This is a genomic window from Shimazuella soli (assembly GCF_022511585.1).
In the GTDB taxonomy this organism is placed as follows: domain Bacteria; phylum Bacillota; class Bacilli; order Thermoactinomycetales; family Thermoactinomycetaceae; genus Shimazuella; species Shimazuella soli.
Window position 1 is genome coordinate 1 of sequence record NZ_JAKWBN010000012.1, and the last position, 14,124, is coordinate 14,124.

22 protein-coding genes are annotated in these 14,124 nt (G+C 38.5%); 4 read left to right on the plus strand and 18 right to left on the minus strand.

The genetic code is table 11. From position 1 onward, the window contains the following. Positions 1–290: 290 nt before the first annotated feature. On the minus strand, positions 291–1,742 hold the full coding sequence (locus MK805_RS16660; RefSeq protein WP_240877049.1) for an MATE family efflux transporter: 1,452 nt from the start codon (positions 1,740–1,742) through the stop codon (positions 291–293). A gap of 118 nt (positions 1,743–1,860) precedes the next feature. Between MK805_RS16660 and MK805_RS16665 the strand changes: the two genes are divergently transcribed. Then, positions 1,861–2,187: a YgzB family protein gene (locus MK805_RS16665; RefSeq protein ID WP_240877050.1), complete on the plus strand. Its 327-nt coding sequence runs from the start codon at positions 1,861–1,863 to the stop codon at positions 2,185–2,187. Here MK805_RS16665 and perR read toward each other — a convergent pair. The 4 genes from perR to bcp are packed head-to-tail and all read right to left on the minus strand — an operon-like array spanning position 2,184 to position 4,610. Beyond that, on the minus strand, positions 2,184–2,642 hold the full coding sequence (gene perR / locus MK805_RS16670; RefSeq protein ID WP_240877051.1) for a peroxide-responsive transcriptional repressor PerR: 459 nt from the start codon (positions 2,640–2,642) through the stop codon (positions 2,184–2,186). The two genes, MK805_RS16665 and perR, sit on opposite strands and share 4 nt — an antisense overlap. Positions 2,643–2,685: 43 nt before the next feature. Continuing rightward, complete coding sequence (gene nth, locus MK805_RS16675) at positions 2,686–3,333, minus strand: endonuclease III (RefSeq protein WP_240877052.1); 648 nt, start codon at positions 3,331–3,333, stop codon at positions 2,686–2,688. A 5-nt stretch (positions 3,334–3,338) separates the two neighbouring features. Continuing rightward, on the minus strand, positions 3,339–4,097 hold the full coding sequence (locus tag MK805_RS16680) for a class I SAM-dependent methyltransferase (protein ID WP_240877053.1): 759 nt from the start codon (positions 4,095–4,097) through the stop codon (positions 3,339–3,341). A 48-nt stretch (positions 4,098–4,145) separates the two neighbouring features. Further along, a complete protein-coding gene (bcp, locus tag MK805_RS16685) occupies positions 4,146–4,610 on the minus strand; it encodes a thioredoxin-dependent thiol peroxidase (protein WP_240877119.1) in 465 nt (154 codons plus the stop codon). Between the two features lie 201 nt (positions 4,611–4,811). On the opposite strand from bcp, the gene MK805_RS16690 reads away from it, so the two are divergent. Then, the gene (locus MK805_RS16690) at positions 4,812–5,255 is read left to right on the plus strand and encodes a carboxymuconolactone decarboxylase family protein (RefSeq protein ID WP_240877054.1); all 444 of its coding nucleotides are present in this window, start codon (positions 4,812–4,814) and stop codon (positions 5,253–5,255) included. A 111-nt stretch (positions 5,256–5,366) separates the two neighbouring features. Here MK805_RS16690 and MK805_RS16695 read toward each other — a convergent pair whose 3' ends face one another. The 7 genes from MK805_RS16695 to MK805_RS16725 form a co-directional block, all read right to left on the minus strand. After that, a complete protein-coding gene (locus MK805_RS16695; RefSeq protein ID WP_240877055.1) occupies positions 5,367–5,594 on the minus strand; it encodes a hypothetical protein in 228 nt (75 codons plus the stop codon). Positions 5,595–5,664: 70 nt separating this feature from the next. After that, on the minus strand, positions 5,665–5,886 hold the full coding sequence (locus tag MK805_RS16700; RefSeq protein ID WP_240877056.1) for a hypothetical protein: 222 nt from the start codon (positions 5,884–5,886) through the stop codon (positions 5,665–5,667). After that, positions 5,864–6,115 carry an rRNA adenine N-6-methyltransferase family protein gene (locus MK805_RS16705; protein ID WP_240877057.1) on the minus strand — a complete coding sequence of 84 codons (252 nt, stop codon included), beginning with the start codon at positions 6,113–6,115 and terminating at the stop codon, positions 5,864–5,866. Before MK805_RS16705 ends, MK805_RS16700 begins: the two co-directional genes overlap by 23 nt. Before the next feature lie 53 nt (positions 6,116–6,168). Beyond that, positions 6,169–6,948 (minus strand): REP-associated tyrosine transposase, encoded by a 780-nt coding sequence (locus MK805_RS16710; RefSeq protein ID WP_240877058.1) that lies wholly within the window; start codon positions 6,946–6,948, stop codon positions 6,169–6,171. A gap of 991 nt (positions 6,949–7,939) precedes the next feature. Further along, positions 7,940–8,605, minus strand: a complete 666-nt coding sequence (locus MK805_RS16715; RefSeq protein ID WP_240877059.1) for an NAD(P)H-dependent oxidoreductase — start codon at positions 8,603–8,605, stop codon at positions 7,940–7,942. 93 nt (positions 8,606–8,698) lie between these two features. Next, positions 8,699–8,977, minus strand: a complete 279-nt coding sequence (locus MK805_RS16720) for a sigma-70 family RNA polymerase sigma factor family protein (protein WP_240877060.1) — start codon at positions 8,975–8,977, stop codon at positions 8,699–8,701. A 50-nt stretch (positions 8,978–9,027) separates the two neighbouring features. Further along, positions 9,028–9,174 (minus strand): hypothetical protein, encoded by a 147-nt coding sequence (locus MK805_RS16725; RefSeq protein WP_240877061.1) that lies wholly within the window; start codon positions 9,172–9,174, stop codon positions 9,028–9,030. A gap of 97 nt (positions 9,175–9,271) precedes the next feature. On the opposite strand from MK805_RS16725, the gene MK805_RS16730 reads away from it, so the two are divergent. Next, entirely contained in the window at positions 9,272–9,721 is a 450-nt protein-coding gene (locus MK805_RS16730; RefSeq protein ID WP_240877062.1) for a hypothetical protein, read from the plus strand. A gap of 472 nt (positions 9,722–10,193) precedes the next feature. On the opposite strand, the gene MK805_RS16735 is transcribed toward MK805_RS16730, so the two are convergent. From MK805_RS16735 to MK805_RS16745, 3 genes are read right to left on the minus strand one after another with little or no spacing between them, the layout of a single operon-like run. Next, positions 10,194–10,496: a hypothetical protein gene (locus tag MK805_RS16735; RefSeq protein WP_240877063.1), complete on the minus strand. Its 303-nt coding sequence runs from the start codon at positions 10,494–10,496 to the stop codon at positions 10,194–10,196. Next, entirely contained in the window at positions 10,496–10,714 is a 219-nt protein-coding gene (locus MK805_RS16740) for a spore germination protein (RefSeq protein ID WP_240877064.1), read from the minus strand. The genes MK805_RS16735 and MK805_RS16740 overlap by 1 nt, the downstream gene beginning before the upstream one ends. Before the next feature lie 21 nt (positions 10,715–10,735). Then, positions 10,736–11,125 (minus strand): Hsp20/alpha crystallin family protein, encoded by a 390-nt coding sequence (locus tag MK805_RS16745; RefSeq protein WP_240877065.1) that lies wholly within the window; start codon positions 11,123–11,125, stop codon positions 10,736–10,738. Between the two features lie 107 nt (positions 11,126–11,232). On the opposite strand from MK805_RS16745, the gene gerPC reads away from it, so the two are divergent. Beyond that, positions 11,233–11,601 (plus strand): spore germination protein GerPC, encoded by a 369-nt coding sequence (gene gerPC / locus MK805_RS16750; RefSeq protein ID WP_240877066.1) that lies wholly within the window; start codon positions 11,233–11,235, stop codon positions 11,599–11,601. Here the strand turns inward: gerPC and MK805_RS16755 are convergent. Genes MK805_RS16755 through MK805_RS16765 form a run of 3 tightly spaced genes read right to left on the minus strand, consistent with a single transcriptional unit; the run spans position 11,513 to position 14,093 of the window. Next, a complete protein-coding gene (locus MK805_RS16755; protein WP_240877067.1) occupies positions 11,513–12,298 on the minus strand; it encodes an ABC transporter permease in 786 nt (261 codons plus the stop codon). The genes gerPC and MK805_RS16755 overlap by 89 nt on opposite strands. A 1-nt stretch (position 12,299) precedes the next feature. Continuing rightward, complete coding sequence (locus MK805_RS16760; protein ID WP_240877120.1) at positions 12,300–13,091, minus strand: ABC transporter permease; 792 nt, start codon at positions 13,089–13,091, stop codon at positions 12,300–12,302. A gap of 6 nt (positions 13,092–13,097) precedes the next feature. Continuing rightward, positions 13,098–14,093 (minus strand): ABC transporter ATP-binding protein, encoded by a 996-nt coding sequence (locus tag MK805_RS16765; protein ID WP_240877121.1) that lies wholly within the window; start codon positions 14,091–14,093, stop codon positions 13,098–13,100. Positions 14,094–14,124: the final 31 nt, after the last annotated feature.

Sequence of the window (14,124 nt, forward strand, 5' to 3'; positions counted from 1 at the left end):
CGTTCGTCCTGAGCCAGGATCAAACTCTCCATGATAGAAAAGCTTGATTGCTCATTGCTAGCTTTTAAAAAATTAACAGGTTTGTGATCTCACTCTTCAGTTTTCAAGGAACAACTTCTTTTTGTTGTCTCTCCGCTACTGTCGCGGCGACAAGAAATAATATAGCATGGACAACTTACATAAGTCAACACTTTTTTAAAAAAAGTTTTTCCTAAATCTATCTGTTTTATTCCAATAAAATGTTCTGCACCCCATCTACATAGAAAAATGGGGTGCTTGATATTCTACATTTATTTTTCTTGTAGAAGTTTAACGTCGAACCAGACGATCTTTCCAATCTTCGGCTTAGGAACCCACCTTTGGGTATAGAAAAACCAACCCAGAACGATGAGTTTCATCAGTGTTGCTACTACTTGGAAGGAAGAGACCAACATCAGATTACCGGTTGATCCCCACATATAGAGGGAAATACCCCAAGTCCCATTACTCACAAGGCTACTGATCGAAATGATCTTATTCGAGCCTACAGCCTTTAGGGAGTAAGTCACGATCTGGAGTGCGGTATTAGACATATGGGTAAACACCAAGAACAGGAGCCACATCTGTGTCATCTCTACTAGGCTCTTGTCATCGGTAAAGAGCAGTGTTGTCACCCATGGACCAACAAAGTAGGTCACCATAAGCACACTACCACAACATAGCGTGCCTACTAGCAGTACACCTGTTGTGAAAGACCGGATGGACTTGTAATCCTTGTTCCCAAAGTATTCCGAAACAAAGGGAGTGATCACAGGATACAACCCGGTGAAGAGCGCCAACGGAACGAGAGTAATTTGGTTCGCGATTCGCTGCGATGCCATCACTTCCATTCCATGGTGTTGGAGAACATGCCACAAAGATGCAATGCACGCTTGGAAACTCAGCTTTTCAAACATCAGCGGCCAAGCTTCTTTGCATGTACCCCACAAGAATCGCCAATCGGGCAAGAGTTTGGATACTCGACTGGAAAAGCCTTTATGGTAAAGCATTCGAGTGAGGATAACGACTTGTACCACATTCGCCGTGACATTGGCCCACGCCACACCCTTCAAACCGAAATCGAAAACGTGAACGGCCAGAAATCCGAGTGTAACTTGGGTGAAGAACATGCAAACTGCTGCAACCGTCACACGTTTTGTTTCTTTGAGACCATTGAGCGTACTGGCGAGACCATTTGCGATGGAATTGAAGACTACGCACCCCATAATGATTTGAAAATAAGGTGCTCCGTACACAGCCACTGTATGCTCTGCACCACCCCATTCCAAAATCTGAATTGGAAACGCAATCGCCAAGCTTCCAACCATCAGACCCAACAACAGGCTAGAGAAGAGAGAGTTATAAGTAATATGTTTTACCAGTACCTCCCCTCGATTCCCTTTTGCCTTTTCCTTTACTCGTTGGAGATAAGGTGGAAGATTGGCCAATTTGTCACTGGTAGACTGCCCAACCAATCGACCTGTCACAGCTTTCAAACCATTCTTGTCAATACTGACAAAGAAAAAGTTGATAATGGCAGTTGCTGCCACACCGGAAATTGCTGCTGTCCCCAAGTGCGCAAGAAACGCCATATTGACGAAGTCACCCAAGACAGTTGACAGACTCGTCAAAAAGGACCACTTCGTCTTGTTCCATACACCTTCGTACGGAGGCTTTCGCCGATGCTTCCCATGCTTCGCTTTCCTGTGCTTACTTTGATTCACCTTCATACCCTTCGTTGAGAACTATTCTCAGTATACTATAGAAAAGAATCATACGCCTTATCTTTATGAAATATTTTCTCCTGTGATACAATAAGTCCTTGGAGGGGAGGCTCTTCCAGTGTTATTATCAGGCAAACTAAACAAAATACGTACTTTTGCCCTGCTCCTTATTTTCATCGGAGTAGGTGTTATGTATATTGGCTTTCTAGTTCCAAGTTGGATGGCATTGTTCATTGCTTTTGGAATGATTTTCGTTCTGGGGAGTGTGGGGATTTACTTTTGGGTTGGAATTTTGTCCACGCAGTCTCTTAGAGTCACCTGTCCAGAATGCGGAAAAGATACAAAAGTCCTTGGTAAGAGAGATCAATGCATGCATTGCAAAGCAATTTTATCGGTTGATCCAAAAGATGCACCTGAAACAAAAAAAGAAGAGCCACTGTCTTAGGACATGCGCTCTTCTTTTTTTTCGTGTAATGATTTTTGACAGTTTGGACATCTCCCATAAATTTCAAGGCGATGTGTATTTACTTCATATCCAGTCATCTCACTAGCAGACTTTTCTACTTCAGATAAGACAGGATAATCAAAGTCAGTAATATGACCGCAGTAATGACAAATGACATGATAGTGGTCATCCATATTCGCATCAAATCTGCTGGAAGCATCTCCATATGTCAGCTCTCTGACCAAACCAGCTTCACGAAACAATCTTAAATTATTGTACACAGTGGCAACACTCATATTGGGGAAGTTATCAGATAAAGATTTATATATTTCATCTGCCGTTGGATGTTGAATACTGGACAATAAATAATTTAAAATGGCATGCCTTTGAGGGGTCATGCGAACTCCCTGTACTTTTAAAGTTTCCACTGCCTCCATCAAGCGGCCGTTAGCCATTTATTTCACCTCATTTACGAAAATAATTCTAACTTAAGAATAACTACTTACTTATAACCTTGTCAATGTTGGCTTGCCCATATTTGCAATAAGGAAGAAGGTCACACATGGAGCATTTCGGCTTCCGAGCCATGCAAAGTCTCCTGCCATGCCAAATTAATTGATGATGTGTATCCAACCATTTTTTCTTTGGAATTTTTTTCGTTAGTTGTTTTTCCGTTTCAATAGGAGTCTCACTTTTTACTAAAGCCAGCCGGTTGGACACCCTCTGTACATGTGTATCGACTGCAAGAGCTGGTATCCCAAATGCATTGCTTAAAACAACACTCGCAGTCTTCCTCCCAACTCCTGGTAATTTCTCTAATGCATCTCGTTCCATCGGAACTTGGCCATTATATTCTTCCACCAAAATACGACAAGTCTGGTGAATGTTTTTGCTCTTATTGCGAAACAAACCTAACATTCGAATTTCATTTGCTAATTCATCTTCTGTTAATTGAAGCATCGCTTCAGCTGTAGGGTATTTCTCAAACAGACCTTTAGTCACTTTATTCACTTGTACATCAGTAGATTGTGCAGATAGGATGGTAGCAATAAGCAACTGAAATGGCGTTTTAAATTCGAGTTCACAATGCGCATCTGGGTACATATCTGCTAAAATATCGAGTATTTTTTTTGCTGAAACTCGCATTTCCCCTACCTCCTAGCTAACTTAACTGCCTCTACAATTAATTCCTCGCTATTTGCATCAAATGGTGCACGATAAAAAGAACCATATCGATTTTCTATCTTAAAACCACATACAGCCAGCAAATGACTTAACTCAGCAGGAAAAATATAGCGAAGACGAATTTTTGACTTTGTTCGACTGACTGATTTTCCTCGCGAGTTAAAACGTTCGATATATCTTGTTATATTGGCAATCTGATTAAATGTATCGAGTTCTGTAAAATCATAGACTTCCATCTCATCATTTCCGCTTGGAAAACTACCTCTAAACGTATACTTTCCTTCCATATCGATCAGCTTTCGCATATGAGGAACAAAAGCATGGAACGCAAACAATCCACCCTCTTCCAAATGACGGCGAATCGCTTTTAACGCACTAAGTTGATCACGAATATTGATCAATTGCAAAAAAGATCGATCAGGCATAATAATCAAAGGAAAGGTCTCTGGAAGCTGGAAATTTGTGATGCTCGATTCCACCCATTTTATCCGATGGGATAAACCAAGATCATCAGATTTCTGCTTTGCGACCGCTAATTTCTCTGCGCTAAAATCGACACCAACTACTTCTATTCCTTCTTTGGCAATAGCAATACTCATTCTGCCTGTGCCGCAGCCTAACTCGATTACAGGACCACCAGTTTGTTTTGCCAGTTCTACATAGTAATGAATATCTTGATCCATATCAGTCGGATTATTGGCATAGAAATTATAATATTCCGTCATAATGGGTTCAGTATGGCTCCCCATCCGTTCTCTTCCTCTCTTTTTTATCTAGCGAAGATTTTCTTTGATAAAAGAAAGTGCCTCTTCCACATGATCTTTCACTTTCACTTTTCGGTAAATCTTAACTACTTTCCCATCTTTATCAATGATAAAGGTAGATCGTTCAATTCCTACTCCTGTTTTACCAAACATCTTTTTTTCTTTTAAGACATCATATTGTTTACAGACGGTTTCTTTTGTGTCACTAAGCAGTAAAAATGGCAAGTCATATTTATCAACAAATTTACGATGGGATGCTTCTGAATCTCTACTTACTCCAATAATAACAGCATTCAAACTGCTAAATTTGTCATAGGCATCTCGAAAATCACACGCTTCAGTGGTACATCCTGGTGTGTTGTCCTTTGGATAGAAATATAAAACTACATTCTTCCCACGAAAATCGGACAGAGAGACCTCCGTTCCATTACTGGAGAGCAATGTAAAGTCTGGTGCAATATCACCCTCATTGATCAAAGCAAACACCTCCAAAACATGCATCATATTATTTTATCATTTTGACAGAACCTGTGCTATATCTGATAGCATACCCTCTATCCTACAATGCATTATGGATTTACTCTAAATCATTTGACGAAAGACTAAAACAGGATTATTATAGATACATATTATCTATGATATCTATTTTTGAATCCATCACTGGAGGTGTCTATCATGAAATTGCGTTTGAATCATCGCGAAGTGAATCCACAATTATATGAACTGATGTTACAAATGGAGAAAACGGTGTTAAAGACAGGAATTGACCGGACATTGTACGAAATGATCAAGATAAGAGCGTCGCAGATTAATGGCTGTTCCTATTGTGTAGATTCACATTCCAAAGCTTTCCTGGATAGAGGCGAAGAGATAAATCGCCTTATCCATATTCCGATTTGGAGAGAATCACTATTATTCACGGACAAAGAAAAGGCTGTCCTTGCATTAACGGAAGCTGTTACCAACATATCAATCGAAGGAGTACCGGACCAAATATACGAGAACGTAAGAAAACACTTTAATGAAAAAGAATACCTAGATTTGATTCTGGCGATTAATACCATCAACTCATGGAATCGCATTGGTATTTCCACCGGAATGTTTCCCAGTTGTATGTAAGGTTTAAAAAAAGGACCTCTCCGCTCTGAGGTCCTTTCTCATGCAATTTAGCATTCATTTGTTTCTAATGGTAATACTTGTTTGGTCTTCGAATTTGAAATGATTAAATTATTATTTTTTTCTTGCTAGAAATAGGGTGACTACTTGCGACTTATATACTATCCCTCCGTTTTGTTCAATAGCATTCTTGGTACCATCGAACAATTGCTTCCTTACTTTTTCTGGGAGCATTCTGTGATGCGAGTATGTGTTTAACAATGAGATATATTCATCTGCATTGTAGGTATCAATCCATTTATATTTTTTTACATGTAAATCTTCAAACAAATTATCCTTCATAATTTTCTCAGATCTTATAATTATTTCTTCGACTGTTGGTTTTGAATCATCTATACTGGGTGCATATATTTTATAAACTTCTCGTATCAAACAATGGGACATGTTCAGTCCAAAAAAACGCAATAGAGCCTCGATTACGGAGCAAATCGAATACTTTCCGATATCCGATTTGGGGTTGGATAAAATGAAAAGCTGTTGCAGAAATAGCTAAATCATAACCAGTATTATCGCTTTGCCAAACTTCAAAAGGTGAATTAATAACTTTAATATTAGGTATGTATAAATTTTTCACGAGTAACATCAGCGAGCTGACTACTTAGTTCAATACATGTTATATTAACGTACCCTAAATCTACAAATCCAGAAGTAGCTTTACCTGTGCCACAACCAATTTCAAGTATTGAATCACTTTGTTTTAACGAGGAGTATTCTAGGATATCGAGGAACAACTGTTTAGGATAATCAGGTCTATATCTGTCATAATCTCTCGCTATGTTGTTAAAAGTATATTTGGGTTCCATTGTTACTCCTCCTCGAAAACGCGACAGTGGGGACGGTTCTCATTGTCGCACTGTTAAGCTCGAAAAACTATATCTTTGCTAATTTCCAACAGACGGGAGATTTCCCTGACAGAAGCATTAGAATTTGATTTAATCTCTTGTAGGATTGCGTTTCTTCTCCATACATCCTTTGTTACCCTTAAATCTTCTAGACTGATACTATGCTTCTCTAAGATTTCATTTATTACTTTTTGACTTTCCCCTAATCTCAATTGATTATCATCTTCATAATCCAAATATTTATCCTGATTTCTACTCTCCGTGAATTCTTTCAACTTCAAAATTGCTTCGGTACGGTTCGCAGAAAAATGATCAAGTATTAAATTGGTATTCATCAAGAGGTCTTTGTCTGTTTTCCTTTGATAATGCATATAACTACTCCAAAGATATTCTTCTGGAAGTTTGACTAAACCGGCCTTTACTGGATTATTGTGAATATACCTGCAGCATTCCAGTAAATATTGTTCTGTATCTATACTCTCACTTTTGTACCGATCTTGGAATAGATGTCCCACTCGATTGTATTTTCTATTAAAATAATAGACATAACTTACTCCAAGCCGTTTCATGAGACGCTCAATCGTTTCATCTACTTCTTTAATAAGCAAATGAACATGATTGCTCATCAAACAATAGGCACAGAGTTCATAATTATTAGACTTCTTAAACCTCAATAATGTTTCTAGGTACTGTTTATAATCCTCTTCTTCTTGAAAGATAGACATTCGATCTATCCCTCTAACCATGATGTGATAAACTCCTGACTCGCTTTTTTCCCTACGATATCTAGGCATATCCTATCACCTCATAATATATCTTAACACAATTTACCTTTCATAAATAGAAAACATGCGACAACTAGAACCGTCCCCTTGTCGCACAAAAAGGTTTAAGAGAAATACTCCTAAACCCTTTTGTCAACATCCATATAAGCTATTGTATTCCAAATGTCGATTAACAAAGTACAACGAGAACTCCAGCTATTAAGACTACCAAACCATACACCCCCTCATCTAGGACTTAGTATGGTACTACATGTAATTATTTTCCACGAAATATATAAATCACCTTCTTTAATTTAGTAAAAACATGGCTATTTTTACCCAACCCCCGAAAAAGTACATTAAGAATCAACTCCGTAAATTGGAACGATTCAGGAGTTGTTCCCTAATGCTTACTCTGATGGAATGGTAGGTATTGTTTCTTTTATAGCCTTTGATTGAGTTAATTCTTGAATGATCTCATCCATGTTAATGAACTCTTGGCTTCTATGAAACTCATATCGATCGCAGAGAATGATATGCTGCCATTGTTATTTTTTAATTATTCAGCCCAACAGTTGCGATAATTATATTCACCGCAAGAACCTGTTTCTCATCTTTTCCGCACTCTTCCTGTTGGATGTCAGTGCTGGTGTGTACTTTGGTCTAGTCACTTCCCATTGGCAAAATGGGGTGTACGCTGGTCTCACAACATTCAACCTCTCCAATTGTGCGTTGATTTCCTTCCGATCCTACCAAGATGGAAAAAGAAACAAGAAGGAAACGAGCAGCGCCAAGGATCAAGGTAAAAAGGTGTCATAAGGGATAACACCGCCCGTGGTGACTGGAGGAATACATACCTACGGTTCCACGGGCGGCACGCTTTTAACTTTGTTGACTCTAATTGAAGAACATGTGCGACACGAGAACCGTCCCCTTGTCGCACGAAAACAAAAAAAGAGTTGCTTGTTAGCAACCCCCTCTAAACCACCCATTTGTGATATAGAGAAATATCATCTAAAGTTTATCGCCATTCCACAATCTCCTCGAGAGTTTGTCTCGCTTTTGGCCGTTTGGGATCATCTTGCCGATATCCGAAAGCGACCATACAGGCTACGCCGAAATCGTTGTCTTTTATGACACCTTCCTTTTGTAAAATAGCGGTCACCTGCTTTTTATCAAAACCTTCGATCGGACAAGAATCAATACCTATTTGAGCCGCGGCTGTCATCATATTTCCCAATGCTATATACGTTTGTTTGCTTGCCCATTCAAAAATAAGCCGGTCATTATCTTCGAGTTCTGTTTCGATGAAGGATTTATAAAAACCAGAAAGAACTTGCACTACTTCATCAGGCATATGTTGAACTTCTTTCATCATTTTCAATACATGTGCCGAATCATGTTTTAAATCTTTTCTAGCCAATATAACTACAAAATGGCTAGCTGTAGGGAGTTGCCCTTGGGCCCCACCGCAGACGGGCTTTAATGTTTCACGAAGTCTCGGATCTTGAACAACCACAAATCGCCATGGCTCAAGGCCTACGGAGCTCGGTGATAACCTTCCTGTCTCGAGAATAAAGTAAAAGTCTTCATCCGAAATCTTTTTGTTGGCATCAAATGCCTTGCAAGCATGTCTAAACTGATAAGCTTTTAAAATTTCTTGTTTTTTACTCTCTGTTCCTATCATGTGGAATCAACCTTCCGTTTCTGCTTTTTTATAAATGAACATGTGTCAATTTATCCGGGTTTGCAACAATGTACAGATTAACAATGCGATCATCTATAACCTGGAAAGAAATGACGGTATCGTTTTTTTATTGGTATATAAGACAATTCCAGGCAGGCCATTTACTATGGTTATACGGTAATTCACACTAGCAGGCAAATTTTTAAAATTGGCTGCCATGCCGGAAAAAATCGGTATATGACCAAAAAGAGGTTGCAGTCGTGCCCTAACTTTGCCTCCCCCATCTGCAAAGAGTACTGCAACAGCTGATAAGAATTTCATGATTTGAGTCGCGTCACCTGAGGAAAGAGCATTCATAAATTGCTCCACCAAGTTGGTCGTTTTCTTTCGATCTAAGTTATCCAAATGATCTGGCTCAAATGTTACACTGAGACTGCGTTTCGCTCGATGAAATATTTGCCGGCAGTTCGCTTTGGTCTTGCCAACGATGTCAGCAATTTCTTCATCTCCTCTAATAATACCAATCTACTCAGTTTTTTGAAACTATACACTAAATATTGATTTATCATAATGATCATTATAAGTTTGTGAATATTAAATCTCTTATCTAGTGTATACAACTGTACTAATGTTACTATTCAAGTATCACATAAAAGGAGTAAATATATGAAAAAACTTTGGATGTCTTCTATGATTGCTGTTTTAGCCTTCGTGTTTGTATTTACCTTTGAAGCCAATTCATTTGCGACGAATCATGTTGGGAACCAAAAAGTCTCCACTTATATCAAAGGAAAACGAAACCTTCATTGGACAAAAGCAATTTCTGCAAATTCCAATTATAAGCTTTATGTGGTCGTTGAAAATTACAATAAATTTAATGTCGCTTACTATATTAAAGATGCAAAAACCAATAAATTTGTCAAATTTTCCGATGGCGCGATTATCAAAGGACAACAAGATAAGGGAACGAAAAAATATATCATCAAAGGAGTAAACGGTCAATATAAGCTTAAACTATATTGCGCTGATAAAAGCCCTTACCCTTGGGGTGATGATAATTCAAAAAAATGTAACGCAAAAGCAACCGTATATAATTACAAACCAAAAAACTTTTAGTTCTTTCACAGACCACTGATCAAACATCTGTGGTCTGTTTTCGTAGTACTTTGAATTTTACCTTAACACCTTTGCCTTTGATGTTATGATACATAAATAGTTGCTGTGATACAAAACAAAGCGAGAAAAATAAGACCTAATTTATGGATTGATTTTTTTAAAAAAATGCTATCTATAATATAAGCAGTAAAACTGCCCCAAATACTAGTTAAACTCAGGATATAACTTGAAACTGGGTCCTTCAAACCATATATCTTGACCAAGATTAATGACATAATGAACAATCCAATATATATAAAATATCCATATTCTTTTTCATTTTTATTCAACTAAAACAACTCTTTCCAAATAATATACAGGGCCGTATTTTCACTGGTTTTACTAAATATAAAATAACACAAAAATCGCTTAAAAAAAGGAATTAAGCGATTTTTGTGTGCTAGTTGGTCATCACCAATATTATTTGTTGACCTTAACGCCTTGGACGTGGATGCGGGGTTGGTCGAAAAGGTCTAACAGGTCTCGGTCTCCTTGGTCTCTCTGGTATCAGCGGTCCTTCTGGTAAAACAGGCCTTTGTGGCGGCTCTGGTTCAATGGGTGGTATTGGTCTTTCTGGAACAAGCGGGCCCTCTGGCAATTGCGGCACTCCCCCTGGTTGCCTTGGCTGTACTACTCGGTAGGCTGTATTTTGCATGTTGATTGCTGTGCCAATATTAAAGGAAGCAGCACCATCGATTAAATTTATGTTAATACATCCTACTTTTACTTTAATCATCAGATTAAACCTGACCTTCCTTGGTCAATTAAATCTGGATCAATATTTATATTACGCTCAAAATCCGCATTTCTAGAAAAGTCGCCAACTGGAGAAGATCCCCCGACTGACTTGGAATTACTCTCTGATCCTACGTTGATCGTGTTACCAAAGTTCACGGAGGCGGTGCTGGATACACTATTGATGCGTAAGTTAAAAATGTTGTTTATCGTTCCCACCGTCTCCTCCTCCTTTGATCATTAGACTTGTTTTCGATAGCGTAGCTCTAAGACTCCTTTTTTATATCGTGCTGATTCATATTTAGGTTGCACCTTTACTCCTAAGGGTATTTCCCGCTCAAATACCCCCCGTTTTCGCTCCATCAGTGTTGCTTCATATGCTTGATAAGGAGATTCAAATGCTCCTTTTAACTTAAGATTTGTATCTTCTATCGAGATATCAATGGTGTGTATATTTTCCATTCCCGGTAGATTTACCACCACAATGACTTCATTTCGTGATTGATACACATCTGCCGCTGGCTGTGAGGGGGAAGAAGCCGCTGTAATATTACCCATTTCTTGAAAAAAATCTTCTCCAAGGAATGCCCTGGCAAGTTCATGAATCTCAGCAAAGCTCTTTTTTGTCAATGCAAAAACCCCCTCTTTTCTGTCGTTAGCCTAGTTTATGCGTCATGAGATGAGATGGTCACCCCATATACTAAAAGAAATGCTTACAATAAATGGAGGGCAATAATATGTATGACCCTTACTGGCATTACTTTGAGTATCTCAGACAAGAAATAGAAAAAATTCGCGAGGAAAATAAATCTTTGCGGAAGCAAATTGAAGAACTTAAACCTATACACATTGATAAAATGGTGTATAAGATTCAAGAACTCAATATTGAAACCTTAAGTGGTATGTTAAACCTCGGCATGAGTCTTAACGGAGATGGAGAAAATATGACAGAACTGGCCGAAAAGATCGTGAATGAAGAAGGAGTTTCTGTCGATTTTGGACAAAAAAAAGAGCAGGTTAATTCCCCGCTCCCCGATAATGACGTATTCCACGATTCCAAAGCAAAACAGCAATGGAAAAATACACAAGACCCACCACAGGGGTAATGTAGGCATAAAAACGCCAATCTCCTCTATCTAGCAGAAAGCTTGCTGGATAAAAACCAACAAAGGCAAATGGAAGTATCCATGTCAAAACAAACTGTACGAACCGACTATAAATGTTTACTGGATATCGACCATAATTGCTCACATTAAAGACAATCGGTTGAATATCTGTTTTGGAGTCCGTATATAGACTGATACTAGTCAAGGCAATAAAGATTCCACCATAAACGAGTACTCCTCCTAAGGTGAACAAAATCATCAGAATGGAATCATACCAAGCCCAGTCCAGATTAAGCTGCGAAGCACCATAACCCATTACAGCCAGGCCCGTGACCACGCCAATGAGGGATTCCGGTGTCATCGATTCCATAATAATCTGCAAGAGACTATGTACAGGACGAGTCAGTACTCGATCTAGTTCACCTTTGATAATGTAGCGGTCATTAAAACTCCAAAGGTTGAAAAATGTCCCAAATATCGCCCATGGCAATAAAAAATAACCATAAATAAATACTACTTCTGCTTGATTCCATCCGCCCAGTTGTTTCGTATGACCGAAAACAACTATGATAAAGATCAAGTTAAAGGATTGAGAGATTAGATCGGTAAGAAACTTCACGACCAAATCAAGACGATAGGCAAGCCTTGCCTTCATATACTGTTTTACATATTCCCAAAATATTTGAAATTGTACCATCTCAACCACCTTGCACAATTAACGTTTTGCGTGCTTTCGACCAAAATCCCCAGCAGATCAAAGCTAAAATGATTGTCCAAACAAACTGAACTCCAATAGCGGGCAGCCATTGATGAATACTCAGTCCTTTTACCAGAGTATTGCTTGGAATATAGCTGATCGCTTGGAATGGCAGAAAGGCAAATATTTTTTGCAGTACAGCTGGAAAGAAAGAAATCGGAATGATTAACCCAGATAATAAATCTACCAAAAATCTTTTTGCCCAAAGTATTCCTTGATTGTTTAATATGAAGAAAGCAAATAACCCCACAATCAAATTCACCTCTACGTTAACAATAAACCCAAACAATAGACTAATTAAAAACTGTGTCCATACTAGTGGATTGGTCGTAAGTTGAATCGGGTAAATGAAAGAAACGATGATCATCCCCGGAATACTAAAGAGAAATAAACGAAATAAACCTTCTCCAAAACCTTGAAAAACTTTTACCATCAAATAGCTGTAGGGTCGAATAATTTGTATAGCAACAGAACCATCTCGTATTTCTTCTGCAATTTCCCGATCCAGATTATTATAATAAAAAGCACGTGCCATCCAAGAGATCGCAATATAAGTTGCCATTTGAATAGCAGTGAATCCTTGTATGCTTGGTTTTCCACCGTAAACAGCATGCCATAAAAATACATACGCCCCAATGTTAATACTGTAAATGATAATCCCACTATAATAGTTTACTCGGTAAGCCAACATCATAAGAAATCGGATGCGGATTACCTCTTTGTACATAGCCAGCAAGTCTTACCCCTCCTGATAAATCTTCCGCACGATTTCTTCGGTAGAAACTTCTTGAATCTGCATTTCATGGATAGGGACACCCGAAGTTACTAATAGAGACAATACTTCTGAAGCGGTGACTGAATTTCCTTGCAGGGAAGCAGTGAACAGTTTTGTGTTTGCTTCATTTTTGCTCCATGTAACTGGCAGTGCTTCTGTCAATTGACCAAGATGCTCCAGAGAAATTTCTTGATCCAATTCTAAGTGAATCTTTTTTCCTTCTCCCCACTCTTGTTTTAACTTCGTCAATCCACCATCGTAGATGATATTTCCTTTATCTAACATAATCACTCTACTGCATAATGCTTCAATATCGGTTAAGTCATGCGTAGTTAACAAGATAGTCGTTCCAAATTCTTTGTTCATTTCTCTTAAAAATTGCCGAATATTTTCTTTTACCAATACATCTAATCCAATCGTTGGCTCATCTAGAAATAACAAAGAAGGCTGATGAATAAGGGAAGCGACTAATTCACAACGCATCCGTTGACCAAGACTGAGTTTACGAACAGGTTGATCGAGCAGTTCTCCGATATTTAGCACTTCAATCATTCGATCAAGCAATTTTTGATTGTCTACACGATATACTTTTTGCAGCAGTGTAAAAGATTCTTGAACTGCAATATCCCACCACAACTGACTTCGTTGACCAAATACAACCCCAATTGTTTTGACGAACTCTTCCCGTTGATTATGAGGATCAAAACCGTTTACCTTCAGCTCACCAGAAGTAGGCTGTAAAATTCCCGTTAACATTTTGATGGTCGTAGATTTACCAGCACCATTTTCTCCTATATATCCAACCATCTCTCCCTGAGGGATGCTTATATTTACTTCATTTACAGCACGGATTGTCCGATAGTTGCGGTTGAACAAATCCCGGAAAGCCCCTGTTAGACCTTTTCGACTTTGATAGATTTGAAATTCTTTTGTCAATTTTTCTGCTTCAATCGCATTCATTTCTGTTTCCTCCACATAAAAACGTCCGCCT

Excerpts from the sequence above, each read along its gene's own strand:
- perR (WP_240877051.1), bottom strand. The coding sequence starts at position 2,642 with ATGGCTAACGGCCGCTTGATGGAGGCAGTGGAAACTTTAAAAGTACAG.
- nth (WP_240877052.1), bottom strand. The coding sequence starts at position 3,333 with ATGCGAGTTTCAGCAAAAAAAATACTCGATATTTTAGCAGATATGTAC.
- MK805_RS16680 (WP_240877053.1), bottom strand. The coding sequence starts at position 4,097 with ATGACGGAATATTATAATTTCTATGCCAATAATCCGACTGATATGGAT.
- MK805_RS16690 (WP_240877054.1), top strand. The coding sequence starts at position 4,812 with ATGAAATTGCGTTTGAATCATCGCGAAGTGAATCCACAATTATATGAA.
- MK805_RS16695 (WP_240877055.1), bottom strand. The coding sequence starts at position 5,594 with ATGAAGGATAATTTGTTTGAAGATTTACATGTAAAAAAATATAAATGG.
- MK805_RS16705 (WP_240877057.1), bottom strand. The coding sequence starts at position 6,115 with ATGGAACCCAAATATACTTTTAACAACATAGCGAGAGATTATGACAGA.
- MK805_RS16710 (WP_240877058.1), bottom strand. The coding sequence starts at position 6,948 with ATGCCTAGATATCGTAGGGAAAAAAGCGAGTCAGGAGTTTATCACATC.
- MK805_RS16715 (WP_240877059.1), bottom strand. The coding sequence starts at position 8,605 with ATGATAGGAACAGAGAGTAAAAAACAAGAAATTTTAAAAGCTTATCAG.
- MK805_RS16725 (WP_240877061.1), bottom strand. The coding sequence starts at position 9,174 with ATGATAAATCAATATTTAGTGTATAGTTTCAAAAAACTGAGTAGATTG.
- MK805_RS16730 (WP_240877062.1), top strand. The coding sequence starts at position 9,272 with ATGAAAAAACTTTGGATGTCTTCTATGATTGCTGTTTTAGCCTTCGTG.
- MK805_RS16735 (WP_240877063.1), bottom strand. The coding sequence starts at position 10,496 with ATGATTAAAGTAAAAGTAGGATGTATTAACATAAATTTAATCGATGGT.
- gerPC (WP_240877066.1), top strand. The coding sequence starts at position 11,233 with ATGTATGACCCTTACTGGCATTACTTTGAGTATCTCAGACAAGAAATA.
- MK805_RS16755 (WP_240877067.1), bottom strand. The coding sequence starts at position 12,298 with ATGGTACAATTTCAAATATTTTGGGAATATGTAAAACAGTATATGAAG.
- MK805_RS16765 (WP_240877121.1), bottom strand. The coding sequence starts at position 14,093 with ATGAATGCGATTGAAGCAGAAAAATTGACAAAAGAATTTCAAATCTAT.